At 38.2% G+C, this 13,284-nt stretch carries 10 protein-coding genes; all 10 read right to left on the bottom strand.

Features of this window, described 5'->3' with window-relative positions; translation table 11 throughout:
* Positions 1-154: 154 nt before the first annotated feature.
* A complete protein-coding gene (gene lpxA / locus MOQ65_RS08750; RefSeq protein ID WP_174683260.1) occupies positions 155-967 on the bottom strand; it encodes an acyl-ACP--UDP-N-acetylglucosamine O-acyltransferase in 813 nt (270 codons plus the stop codon).
* A gap of 19 nt (positions 968-986) precedes the next feature.
* On the bottom strand, positions 987-1,412 hold the full coding sequence (gene fabZ, locus MOQ65_RS08745) for a 3-hydroxyacyl-ACP dehydratase FabZ (protein WP_004695477.1): 426 nt from the start codon (positions 1,410-1,412) through the stop codon (positions 987-989).
* Positions 1,409-2,248: a UDP-3-O-acyl-N-acetylglucosamine deacetylase gene (lpxC, locus tag MOQ65_RS08740; RefSeq protein ID WP_257847311.1), complete on the bottom strand. Its 840-nt coding sequence runs from the start codon at positions 2,246-2,248 to the stop codon at positions 1,409-1,411. Before lpxC ends, fabZ begins: the two co-directional genes overlap by 4 nt.
* A gap of 262 nt (positions 2,249-2,510) precedes the next feature.
* Positions 2,511-3,413, bottom strand: a complete 903-nt coding sequence (locus MOQ65_RS08735) for a lysophospholipid acyltransferase family protein (RefSeq protein WP_213467095.1) — start codon at positions 3,411-3,413, stop codon at positions 2,511-2,513.
* A 6-nt stretch (positions 3,414-3,419) separates the two neighbouring features.
* The gene (lpxD, locus tag MOQ65_RS08730; RefSeq protein ID WP_156719787.1) at positions 3,420-4,451 is read right to left on the bottom strand and encodes a UDP-3-O-(3-hydroxymyristoyl)glucosamine N-acyltransferase; all 1,032 of its coding nucleotides are present in this window, start codon (positions 4,449-4,451) and stop codon (positions 3,420-3,422) included.
* Positions 4,452-4,482: 31 nt separating this feature from the next.
* Positions 4,483-5,013: an OmpH/Skp family outer membrane protein gene (locus tag MOQ65_RS08725; RefSeq protein ID WP_060924947.1), complete on the bottom strand. Its 531-nt coding sequence runs from the start codon at positions 5,011-5,013 to the stop codon at positions 4,483-4,485.
* A gap of 11 nt (positions 5,014-5,024) precedes the next feature.
* On the bottom strand, positions 5,025-5,996 hold the full coding sequence (locus MOQ65_RS08720) for a coiled-coil domain-containing protein (RefSeq protein WP_213467098.1): 972 nt from the start codon (positions 5,994-5,996) through the stop codon (positions 5,025-5,027).
* 29 nt (positions 5,997-6,025) lie between these two features.
* The gene (locus MOQ65_RS08715) at positions 6,026-6,514 is read right to left on the bottom strand and encodes an OmpH/Skp family outer membrane protein (protein ID WP_060924949.1); all 489 of its coding nucleotides are present in this window, start codon (positions 6,512-6,514) and stop codon (positions 6,026-6,028) included.
* 107 nt (positions 6,515-6,621) lie between these two features.
* The gene (locus MOQ65_RS08710; protein ID WP_257847310.1) at positions 6,622-8,793 is read right to left on the bottom strand and encodes a BamA/OMP85 family outer membrane protein; all 2,172 of its coding nucleotides are present in this window, start codon (positions 8,791-8,793) and stop codon (positions 6,622-6,624) included.
* A 177-nt stretch (positions 8,794-8,970) separates the two neighbouring features.
* Positions 8,971-13,257 carry a translocation/assembly module TamB domain-containing protein gene (locus tag MOQ65_RS08705; protein WP_257847309.1) on the bottom strand — a complete coding sequence of 1,429 codons (4,287 nt, stop codon included), beginning with the start codon at positions 13,255-13,257 and terminating at the stop codon, positions 8,971-8,973.
* Between the last annotated feature and the right edge of the window lie 27 nt (positions 13,258-13,284).

The following is a 13,284-nucleotide window of genomic DNA, read 5'->3' as shown; positions in this document are numbered from 1 at the left end:
TATTCAGATATTTTTATCAAAATATTTAATATTAATGAACTACTATTATAGAATTCTTATCTAATTAAAAGCCTAAATTTTATAGATTATATAAAAATATTAATATTTATAGATTACACAAAAAGACCTCGTACATTGTACGAGGTCTTTTGAATTAGTCGCGACGTGTACGCATAATACCACGATCGGCATTGCGTAAGAAGCGTAATAAATTTTCGATTTCTACAGAAGAATCAAGCTGCATTTCCATTTCTTCAATAGCCTTAGATAAGCTAAAACCAGAACGATAAATAATACGGAATGCTTGTTTCAAATCTCGTCGTACTTCTTCTGAAATACCTGCACGAGATAAACCAACAGAGTTAAGGCCGATAACACGCGCTGGTTGACCATCAGCAATAACGTACGGTGGAATATCTTGGACCACCTTAGCCATGCCACCAACCATAGCATTTCGACCGATCTTAACAAATTGATGAATACCTGCAAGGCCACCAATAACTACGCGATCTTCAACGATAGCGTGACCAGCTAAGCCTGCACAGTTACTCATAATTACATTATTGCCAACAATACAGTTATGAGCCACATGTGTACATGCTTGAAGCAAGCAGTTATTGCCTACACGTGTTTCTTCACCTTCTCCAGTAGCGCGGCTAATAGTGACAAATTCACGGATAACCGTTTCATCGCCAATATTACAATAGCTTTTTTCGCCTTTGAATTTTAAATCTTGCGGTTCCAACCCAATAGATGCGTTAGGATAAATCTCACAACGCTTACCAATGGTTGTCCAACCACCAATTACAACATGTGCACCGATTTGTGTACCATCGCCGATTTCGACATGTTCGCCGATTACAGCGCCAGGACCTACGATTACATCTTTGCCCAATTTAGCATTTGGATGGACTATGGCTGTACTATGGATGTTGGATTCTGCATTTTCCATGCCTACAACTATCACTACAATCACTCCTCAATCATTATACAAGGGCAAACATGTATTCACCGCTAGCGCACAATTTGTCGCCAACATAGGCACGGCCTTCAACCTTACCCATTTTACCTTTGATTTTTACAATATCAACTTCCATACGTACTTGATCACCAGGTTTTACAGGATGACGGAAACGAACTTTATCAATACCTGTAAACATAGGTGTAAGACCTCGGTTTTCTTCAGGGTATAGCAAAGCAATACCACCGACTTGTGCAATAGCCTCAGTCAATAACACGCCTGGCATTACTGGATTGCCTGGGAAGTGACCTTGGAAGAACAATTCGTTGAATGTAGCATTTTTAATGCCCACAGCGCGTTTCATAGGTTCTAACTCAACGATGCGATCTACCAAAAGCATAGGATAACGATGAGGTAAAATTTCTAAAATGTCTTCGTGATTAAGAATCATGGCTGTGTCTCCCTTATTTCTTCCATTATACTACGAGCCAATTTTGAGTTTAATTCATGACTCGATTTCATAGCAATTACATGACCTTCGATTCGTCCTAATAAGAATAAGTCGCCTACTACGTCTAATGCCTTATGACGAACTAATTCGTCATCAAAGCGAGGTACAGACAAACACTTCTCATCATCATAAACTAACGCATTATCTAAGGTACCACCTTTTGCAAGGCCCATAGCCTGTAATTGTTCTAATTCTTTCATAAATCCGATAGTTCTAGCAGCACTAATATGCTCTTTAAAGTATTCTGGTGAAACCTCAAAATCGCAATTTTGCGTACCAAGTAACGGATGACTGTTAACCGATGTAAATGTAATGCGATAGCCATCGTATGGCAAAATAACTACAAAACGATCACCATCATAAATAGCATGAGAGCGAGTTATTTTATATACATGACACGGTGCTGTTTGTTCTTGAATGCCAGCCTCTTCTATAAGGCCTACAAAAATAGCACTACTACCATCACCTACAGCAGGTTCAGGAGAATCCATCTCGATATAACAGTTATCAATATTCATAGCACTGAACGCAGCCATAACATGTTCTACAGTGAAAACCTTCGCTTCACCATTTTCCAATGTAGTAGCGCGCATAGTGTTCGTCACATTATCAATGTGTGCTCGCACAGAAGGATGACCTTCAATGTCCGTGCGGATAAACACAATTCCTGTATTTTCAGGTGCAGGTTTAAAAACCATATTCACTGGTTCACCGCTATGAAGGCCAATCCCTTGATATGAAATAGCCTGTTTAATCGTTTGTTGTGGCTTACTCATAAGAAAGTCCTTTCATAATCTGAATTCACGTTTACTATACACCAATATGTATTATACCCTATTTGCATAGGTGATACAAGGAATTTACCATATATTCAATGATTTTGAAAGCATTTTTCACATAATTAACTTTATATAAATTTAATTATAAATAGTACTTTATACACTGTAAAATAAAAAGAGACTTTACTATGCTTTATTCATGCGGCATCTAAATCGACACTGTACAAATACACATGTAAAATCTCTTTATATTTAATAATTAGCGATATACATCTGGCGGAGTTTCAATATGCTCGCCATAGAAACGACGTGTCCACTTCCAACGGTTATGAAGCCAGAACCAATCTTCAGGATATCTTCTAATATAATCTTCAATAAACTCATTTAAAAGCGTTGTTGTTACTGCTATATCACGTTTTTTATCATCTGTACGCTCCACATAAATTGGTGGATGTACTTCAATCTCATGCTTCTCAGAAAATGGACTATAATGTATTGTCACAAAAATGATAGGTACATCTTGCATACGAGCCAGTACAGCTGGTCCAGCAGCCGTCAATGTTTCATAACCAAAGAATGGTACAAGAACACCATCATCACCAGGATCCTGATCCATAATAAGGCCTAAAAAAGCACCTTTTTTTAGTTCATTGATCATTTCCCGCACACCAGTTTTATAAGTCACATGTTGGTGCATAATCTGACGATATTCATTGATAAACTTATCGGCATCACCATTCTGTTTCATGGCCACAGAAATCAACGGATACCCTTCCGAAGCAAGAACCCCCCCAAGGAGTTCCCAGTTGCCACTATGAACAGCCGCCAAGATTGCGCCTCGACCATTTTCTAAAGCATCATCTAAGTACTCTTTGTTAATAAACTCTACCATATCTTTGTATGCACCATCCTTAATTTCAGGATAGCGTAATACATCAATAATCATGCGACCAAAGCGTGTAGTACTAGCTTTCGCAATGCGTCGAGCTTCCTTGGGGTCATCGGTAATATTACAGAATAGAATTTGGCCTATCGCTAGGCGCTTGCGTTTAGGCGGCACTGCTAGCCACGCAATTTCACCAAGCAATGTACCAATAGCATATTGCAAACCTTTAGGTAATAAGCAAATAAAGGCACTAAAGATTTTCATAAACCTATACATGGATTATTAGCTCTCCTTCAGCTGTGCTTTCAAAGCGTCAATTTCTTTTTGTAGTTGTTTTACTGTTTTAACCATATCCGGCAAACGGTTTTCATAGGCTGCCAATTTTAACCATTCTTTATGTGGTCTCATAGGATAGCCCGCCATAATAGAATTAGATGGTACATTACCTGTAATACCAGTCTTTCCAGCAAATTGTACATTATCTCCAATTGTGATATGTCCAGTACAACCAGTTTGACCTGCAAAGATTACATGATTACCACATTTAGTACTACCTGCAATACCAACTTGAGCAATTAAGAAGCAATCTTCACCGATTTCCACATTGTGACCAAGGTGTACAAGGTTATCAATTTTTGTACCACGACGAACTAATGTAGATCCCATTGTAGCATTATCAATTGTTGTACAAGATCCAATCTCAACATCATCTTCAAGAATAACATTACCAACTTGTGGAATATGTGTATGTACGCCATTCTCTGTAGCAAAACCAAAGCCTTCGCCACCAATTACTGCTTTAGCACGCAATACAACGCGTTTACCTAAAATACAATTTTCATGAACAATAGCGCCTGCATAAATATCAGAACCTTCGCCAATACGCACATTATGTCCAATATAAACATATGGGCGAATTGTTACATTATCTTCAATGACTGCATTATCATTAATAACACAATAGGCACCAATAGAAACATTTTTTCCAATCGTTACATTTTCGCCAATAATAGCAGTGCTATGCACTTCTCTAGGAACAACAACAGGTGGATGGAAGAGTTCTAACACTTGTGCAAATGCTGCTTTTGCATTATCAACTACAATTTGAGCCATCGGTGCATCTGTCACTTCAGATTCAACGATCACAGCACCCGCTTGGCATAATGCAATATGTTCAACATATTCACCTACTGCAAAAGTTATGGATTGTTTTACGGCTTGTTCAAAGCTACGTGTCTCAGTAATAACAATAGATGCATCGCCTATAACACGACCACCTACTAATGTTGCGAGTTCCTGTAAAGTTTTTTCCAAGGTAAACTCCTCCCCCTGTAATAATCCTTAATTATTGTGCACTTTCCTCAGTATTAACTGCTGTAGTTTGACCTGCTTGTTGAGCATTTTGTTGTGCATCTTGTTGTTCTTGTGCTTTAGCCGCATTTTCAGCTTCTTTAATTTGGTCATCAGAAGCTTTGCCCATCTTCGCAATCAAATCATCAGTCACATCAGAGCCACCACCAACAACAGCACCTTTTTCGATAACAACATCAAGTTTTTTCTCTTTTACAAGTTCACCAACTTTTTGTTCTTGATATTGACGATATTCTTGTGCTTTTGCATTGGCAAAGGCGTTTAACTCTTGATTAGCTTGATTAAATACATTTTGTTTAGATGCTTCATCAGCGGCTGCAATTTTAGCATCCAACTCAGCTTTTTTAGCATTAATTTCTTTAGTGATTTCAATACCTTTTTCAGTGCTGTTTGCTACTTTCACGCTATCAACATAACCAATATTATTAGAACCACAACCACCTAAAACAGCCATAGAAGCCACTAAGGATGCACCTAATACTAAAGATTTAATACGTTTATTCATAATATAACTCCTTATTGAACTCGATAGGACGCTTTTACAGCATCAGTAATATCAAGCCCCTTAATATTACCACCATCATCGATGATGACTAAATCTAAATGTTGTTCCTCTGCAATAATTGCTACACGCATACGAACATCTTCTAAAATGGCCTCATGAAGTGCACTCACTTCAGCTTCCTTATCTGAAAGCTTTTTAGCCCAAGAATCATTCCAGTCCTGAGCAACAGGTAAGTTATTATTAGCAATAATAGATTGTGCTTGTTGTTGTACCATAGTATCCCGTTTTGCAGCCAACTCCTTTTGTAAAGATGCTGCATATTGGTTAAGCTCTTCTTGCCCTTTTTGTTGCATAGGAGCAAGTTCTGCTTGTACTTTAGCCTTAATAGAGTCCATATCTAGATTAGATGGTTTTCTCTTAGCTAATAACTCCTTCAATCGCTCCTCTTTCTTAGCCTTCTCTGCCATAGCTGCTTCTTTTTGTGCATCATCAATGTATACACGAGCATCATAAGCATAAAGATCTAACTGTAGATTAACGATTTCTAAATCATATTCATTAGGGCTAACTTTTAACTCAGCCAAATATTTTTGCGTAAGTTCGTTTCGTTTTGCATTTAATTGCTGATTCAATTCATTTTCTTTTGTTGCAATACGAGTTTGCAATTCCACCGTAAGAGCATCTGACAAGGTTGAATCTAATGCAAGAGATTTCAATTGTTCCTCTTGTGTCTCTGACTTGGCATTTAGAGCTTGTTGTTCAAGTTCATACTGACGTTGTAAAAGGTCCAATTCATTTTTAGCTTGTTTATAATCCTCATAAGAAGGATTAAACTCTAATACATCATCAATACGTACAACACCTATTGATACCCCATCAGGACTCTGCTGACGATTCGTCACAAATCCATAGGCCCAAACCATAGCACATAATGCAACAACGAGAAATATGGCAAATCCGATATATCGTTTTTTCCCGTTCATTGTCGTTCTCCCTTACATAGAACTACAGTTTATTTTTTCGCATCATTAGCTAATTTTTTCAATACTTGATCTGTAATATCTACACCACCATATAATACAGTGTCTTTAGTCATTACAACGCTAAGGCCTTTTGCATCACCCACAGCTTTTGCTGCTTCCATCGCTTTATCTTGAACGGATTTAGCAATTTCTTGATCTTTTTTTGCTAAGTTTTGACGTGCTTCTTCAGCTAATTTTTGTTTAGTCGCATCATCTTGTGCTGCATCAATTTTTGCTTGTGTTTCTTGTTGTAATTGGCTTTGATAGCTCATATATTCTTGAGCTGCAGAGATATAAATTGGATTATCTTGAGACATCATACGAGATGTATCGATAACACCAATTGTGCTGTTACCACTACTACCAGTTGGCGTAGCCATTTGAGTATATGCCAATGCACCAATACCGATAATAAAAATAGCAGCAATGACGATGGAGAAAATTTTCACATTCGCCTTGTTGTTCATCATTCGCATCATAATAGAGTGCCCTCATTTCTTTAAATTACTACATCAAAGGATGCCATATAGAGATATTGGTGAAAGCCTCTTTAGAAAAGAGGCCTCCACCATATACATTTACTATATTAGAATTGTGTGCCGAAGCTGAAGTGGAATTTATTTTTATGTTTACCCACGCCATAATCAAGTTTAACTGGGCCAATTGGTGTAGTAATACGAACACCAGCACCAACACCATAGTTAAATGTTTTCTTGCTATTGTACCAAGAAACATTTGGTGCATCCCATGCATCACCGATATCAGTGAACAATACACCACTAACCTTTTTAACGATTGGGAAACGGAATTCCAATGTAGCATTGTACATATACTTACCGCGGAATTGATCATCTTCGTAACCACGTAAGGAGTCTGCACCACCCAATGTGAACAATTGGCTATAAGGAGCATCACCTTGGATAAAGCCACCACGTGCGCGGAATGCCAATACATTCTTAGCACCTAGTTTTTTATACATACGTGCTTCAGCTGTGAATTTGTAGAAGTCGAAGTCACCGCCTAAGCCATGACCAGCCCATTGTGCTGTATAAGAAATACGACGACCACGTGTAGGTTCATAAATATTATCACGGGAATCGTATACCTTTTGCCATGTAATGGAATTGATACGACCAAAGTTTTTATCTACATATTTATCATTTGCAAAGTTGTAGGAACCATTATTCCAATTTTTACCTTTGCCCGCATTTTTGTCATAACGGAAGCCAGAGCTGTCATCATCATCCCATTTATAAGAATCTTTACGGGATTCAAGAGTCAAGTAATCACGAGTATATTCCCCTGTTTGACGACCGAAGGAAATATTGAAACCACGAGATTTCTTGTTATATTCAGCTACTTCATTACCGTCTTCGTTGTAATCAGTGTATTCATCTTCACGGTTGAAGAAGGAGAAGCCAAGAGATGTACCTTTGCTATCAATCCAAGGTTTCAAGTAAGAGATTTGGTAGTTTTTATATTTTTTCTTACCACCGATTTCCCAGTGAACTTTGAATTTATCACCAGTACCACGGAAGTTATCTTCACCAAATTCAATGATACCCATCAAACCATCAGATTTGGAGTAACCTGCACCTAATGTAATAGTACCTGTTTTATGTTCCAAAACATCGATTTCAATGATTACATTATTAGGATCTTGATCGCCAGGCAACATGCGAACATTTACATCATCAAAGAAGCCTAGGTTGTATACGCGTTCTACAGAACGGCGTACCAAGAATTTATTGAAAGGTTTACCTTTCTTTTGAACGAATTCACGAGTAATAACTTTATCGCGTGTTTTCTTGTTACCAGCAGGAATAATATCCTCTACAATGCCTTCCACGATATGTACATGAAGCACGCCTTGATCATCTACGCGAATACCATCAACGTGTGCCAACATGTAGCCATCACGAGCATATGCTGCATTGATACCTTGAACCTTTTGGCCTACATATACAGAGTTAAGAACTTGACCTGGTTGAATGTCCATGAATTTAGTCAATACTTCAGAAGTATAAACTGTATTACCTTCGAAAGCCACGCCAGTAGTAATCGGATTTACTGTAACAGCAAAGTCCAATTTAACGCCTTCAGGTACTGTAGTAAATACAGGGTTTACTTCAGAGAAGTAACCAGTATTACCAAGGTTAGTTACGTCTTTGAATACACCATCAACAGATACAGCATCGCCGATTTTTTCTGTCAAGATAGGCAATAATTGTGCTTGTTGTTCAGCTGTTACACCAGAAATAGATAAACCAGTAATCAATTTACCTACATATGGATTAATAGACTCAGCATTAGCAGATGTAACATATTGAGCTTCTACAGTTGTAACAGCTTGAGTTTGGCCATTTTCAGCAGCCTTATCAAGGTCAGTACCACCAGTAGTTTTAGACACCATTTTTACTTGTTTGTCATCTGTTTTCAAAGCAGCATTATTGACTGTAACAGTTCCGTCAGAACCTTTAACTACAGTACCATCGCTAGATACAGTTGTATCACCACGAGCTGCTAAGATAGCTGCATCAGTTTCATCTTGTGTTGTTGCAGGTGTCGCTGCATCAGCATTGTAAACAGCTTGTGTAGTAGTAGCATCATTAGTAGTTGCTGCACTAGTTGTTGTTGTGTTATTTAAATCTGGAGTATAGCCAGCTTGTACCTCTGCAGCAAATACACTGCCTGTCCCCATGACAGCAGTCAACACAGATGCTGCAAGCATACTTTTATAGGCTTTTGGTTTAAACATAAATTCCTCCTAGAACTCATCCCCATAAAAAGTTTACATCTTGTTTTATAAAGACTAATAAATCTTTATTATTATAGCATAAAATACTGGGAATGAGTACTATATTAAACAAATTTTATGAAATTAATATGACTAGAATGTGCATACCCATGGGATTTGCACACTCTAGTCATAAACTTAGAAGCTTCTTGTCCAACGACCCCCTAAATAATTGTTTCCTTGCGATGTATGCCATGCAGTAAACTTGAGGTTTCGTTTTACAGAATACTCTACACCATATTTATTTTGTTTATTATTGATACCTTGAGAATAAGTAAGCATTACCTTTGGCACAATATACTTGCCAATTTCAATATTGTAATTACCTGCCGTTGCCCTATTAGTTGGTTCATCAGGATCAATGGAACCTGTCGTAATATTAATCCGATCTAAACCTAATGTATTTTGCAATGCATCTTGCACATAGCCAAAGGCAAACATTTGTAAGCCTGCTGTAGCAACAGCATTTACATCTTCATTTGTCAATGTACTACTATTAGAATCTGCACCACGACCAAAGGTTAGCATGGAAATAATTTGCTTTCTAGACAAGCTAGGATTAGACGACAAAGTAAGATCCATATGGTCTACAGTCCCTTTTACACCAAGCATAATATTGTAGTTACTTACATTCGTTTCAGCCTCTAATTGTAAGTTTGGTAAATAAGAGCCACTTACAAAGTGTGCATTCCCCTTCGTAATATTAAATACATGACTTAAGTATTTGAATGTACCAGATTTAACATCAAACTGGCCACTAGCAGTTGGGTTTTGTAATGTGCCACCGAAATGAACATCACCACCGATAAACATGTTATATAGAGTTCGATCATATAAGCGTACTCCTTTGCCAGCATGAATATTAACATCTACACCCATATTAGTACTACTTTCACTAGACTGTAAGGAAAGCGGAATCTTGAATTGGATGTTTTCTAGGTCCAAATTACCTATCAAGGTAGGTAATCCATCACGTTCTGCAATGTAAAGTTCCCCATTTAACGGTCCCTTAATATATTCGCTACCTACATCTAAACCATCTAGTTGAACGGCAGCCTTATAGTTAGTAAGCTCATGGCCAGACCAATTTACCTTAGCAGCTAAACCTGCACTACCTTTACCCATGGTAATACGAGATTGGAAATCCCCTTGTTGTCCAGAGAATATCAAATCTCCGTCAATGCCTGTAATTTCACTATACACATCAGCAAGTTTCATAGTGCCGTTGCGTACAGACACCGTACCATATGCCTCAGGTTGGTCAATAGTCCCTGTGAGTCGGATTGCACCTTTCAATGGACCAGTAGCATCCTTAACTCGAGTTGTAACAAGAGGAATAACAGCCATATCAGCTTCGTTAAAGTCAATTGTTACATCCATAGATTTAGCATCACTAGCTTCTAAATAACCAGATGTATAAAGAGCCGCCAATGGAATTTTGCCATAAATACTAAGTTTATAGCCACCCTTAGCACCTTGAATACGCTGAATTTGAATGACATGATCTTGCATTGTAGCTAACGCAAAGCCTTCATCAATGCCAATTCCATTGAACGAACCGGACTCTACTGCTCCGGACAATTCAACCTTAGGATTTTTCGTTTCGCCAGTAACATTCACAACACCAGTTACCCAGCCTGTTGCCTGAATATCCTTACCTATGAGTGGCAAGAACGGCACTATATCGACATCCTTCAAGGCTACTTGTAAATCAGTTTGCCCATCCAGATCCAAAGTACCACCCATTGCAATAAGTCCTTCATCAACAGGTAGTTTTAAAGTGGTAATTTTAAACTTTCGATTAGCTAGACTAGCATCAATCGTTGCATCACCAACAACCTTATCATCAATAGTAACGTCGCTAATTTTACCATTCACAGTAACACTTGGATTATCCTTTGATCCTCCAAGCTCAACAGAGCCATTTAACTGTCCATCAAGATGTTCATTAGCTCGATCTAGTAATGCCAATAAATTCTTTACACTACCATTGGTAACATCTAAAACACCAAATAATTGTTTGCTATCGTCAAGCTTCATGCCACCTTTAGCAACATAACGCCCACCATTTGATTCAGCAAAAGAGAAATCTTGTACATTTACAACGGATTTATCTGCATAAACATGACCATGAATATCCGTCAATAACTGTCCATTAATGGATAAAGCATCAGATAAAATATAGCCATTGAACTGAGGGTTATCCATAGAGCCTGTTATAGTACCGCGGCCTGCTAATAAACCATCTACCTTATAATCGGTATTGATGAGCAATCTACCCATATCGATTTTCTTACCTTCAAAATCAATATTAATAGCTTCTTTCGACACAGTGCCGCCACCAGTAATAGTCGCACCATAACCTTCGATATCAAAACGATATAATTCTAATCTTTCATTTTTATAGTTATACTTTGCAAAAGCATTAGTTATAAGCTTTCCATATGCAGACCCATCCCATAAATGAGCTCGGCCTTCTACAATAGGATTGGCTACAGTCCCAGTTATATGGTTATCAGTTTCAAACCATCCTGTAATAGGAATATCGGTTACAGGACGAATTAGATTTTCAATACGTACAGCACGAGCTTTAGCATTTAAATCTAGGGCGTCAGTATTGATATTATACCAACCGGTAATATCATAGCCACCACTACCGTCACCAATATGACCATTGGTAATTGTTAGAACATGATTGTCTAAAGTAATATCACTATGAATATCATTAAAATGAGCACCCTTATAGAGAACCTCTTGTCCCCATACAGTACCAGTCACATTAGGATTATCTAAGGCGCCTTTTACATTAATAGATGTGCTAACAGTACCAGCAACATCTTCACCTATGATTGAACTAAGTGATGTTAACGGTAACGCATTACCAGAAATTGTGGCATCCACTTGACCATTTTGAATAGAACCATATCCACTAAAGGATCCAGTTCCCATATTTCCAACCATAGTTATATTGGTAAGATTGTCACTATGGGTTAGATCCGCTTTTACAGAATCCAACACTACACCACGGACCCCAATCTGATGGCCTTGAATAGCGCCTACAAGATCCGTAAGTTGATTATTCTTTCCCAAAACATGGACTTCTCCATCAACTGTCCCTGTAATAGGCATCGTCAAATCTTGTGTGAAAGTATCTAACGATAAAGCATGAACATTAGCAATGGCGTCAAAATCACCTGTATCTACGACGTATTGACCTTTAACTTTGGCATTACCAGCGCCAATAGATAATTGGGCATCATCGATACGAACCAATCCTTTATCGTATACTACATTTCCTTGCACTCGGTCCACATGGTACCCTTTGTAAGAAATACCATCACCACCGATTATCGCATCTACGCGAGGCGCTACAGTGGTACCGCCAATATGTGCGCGACCGCCAACAACACCTGTAATCCCCACATCAGTAATAGCTTCTAGCGCTACCTTATCCGCCACAACATTAAGGTTTAAATATTCTTCCTCTTTTCCTAACGTAATGAGACCATTAAGTTTTGCTGCTTGATCATTAATACGCCAAGAGCTATGGCTAATGACAATTTGGTCATGATTGAGCATAATACGACCTTCACCATCAGTGATGGTATACATCGTATTGCCCCGCTTATAAGTGCCTGTTAAACCTTTAAAGCCAACATTGCCACTCATAATATATTGTCCATCTTCACTCTTAACATTGAGATGTAAATCTTGTAATTTCCCCTTCGTTACAACAAGATCTTCGCGCAGTGGAACAAAGCTCATAATACCAGCAGTATCAATTTCATCGGCTTGTACAAAGACATCAAAATTAGACACATCGTCCATATCTATTTTGCCATTTACAAGAACAGATGAACCATCTACATCGGCAGTAAATGCCCCTTTGGACATACCACTCATATTAAGAGCAACGGTGCCATCAAGTTTTTCAATATCGCGTTTAACGCCATCTTTAGTGCGCAGCGCTACATGACCATTATTAATGGTAATATCACCATCAAAACTACCCGATTTATTCGGATCAGATGGTTTAACTAACTTTTCTATACTCCAAGATCCATCGTTCAATTGCCATATGTGAAGATCAGGTGCATCCACGGTAACATTGGATATAGCTGTCGCCCCTGATGTGTTACCCCCAATTATACTTGGTAATGCAGATAGTTTAACCCCAACAGCTACATCTTGTGCCGTCCCTACTAAGTGACCATCCCGATCTTTAATCACCACATCTGATAAAACTACATCACCATTCCAATTGATACGAAGAGAATCATAGTCCACAGATCCGTTTATGGTATTATTTACTTGTTCTTTAACCATAGGTTCTACATAGGTCTTAGCTATAGGGTTTATACTAGCACCAACTGCAGATAATCCTAAAATTGCAGCCCCTATGAGACACCACTTTTTACGGGTCATAATGATCTCCCATACACATTATGAATA

The sequence above is a fragment of the Veillonella faecalis genome (genome assembly GCF_024677885.1).
Taxonomy (GTDB): domain Bacteria; phylum Bacillota; class Negativicutes; order Veillonellales; family Veillonellaceae; genus Veillonella; species Veillonella nakazawae.
This window is presented reverse-complemented; position numbering and strand designations above follow the sequence as displayed.

Bases quoted from the DNA above. Each gene is read 5' to 3' on its own strand.
- MOQ65_RS08735 (WP_213467095.1), bottom strand. From the start codon at position 3,413: ATGTATAGGTTTATGAAAATCTTTAGTGCCTTTATTTGCTTATTACCT.
- MOQ65_RS08705 (WP_257847309.1), bottom strand. From the start codon at position 13,257: ATGACCCGTAAAAAGTGGTGTCTCATAGGGGCTGCAATTTTAGGATTA.
- lpxC (WP_257847311.1), bottom strand. From the start codon at position 2,248: ATGAGTAAGCCACAACAAACGATTAAACAGGCTATTTCATATCAAGGG.
- MOQ65_RS08710 (WP_257847310.1), bottom strand. From the start codon at position 8,793: ATGTTTAAACCAAAAGCCTATAAAAGTATGCTTGCAGCATCTGTGTTG.
- MOQ65_RS08720 (WP_213467098.1), bottom strand. From the start codon at position 5,996: ATGAACGGGAAAAAACGATATATCGGATTTGCCATATTTCTCGTTGTT.
- MOQ65_RS08725 (WP_060924947.1), bottom strand. From the start codon at position 5,013: ATGAATAAACGTATTAAATCTTTAGTATTAGGTGCATCCTTAGTGGCT.
- MOQ65_RS08715 (WP_060924949.1), bottom strand. From the start codon at position 6,514: ATGATGCGAATGATGAACAACAAGGCGAATGTGAAAATTTTCTCCATC.
- fabZ (WP_004695477.1), bottom strand. From the start codon at position 1,412: ATGATTCTTAATCACGAAGACATTTTAGAAATTTTACCTCATCGTTAT.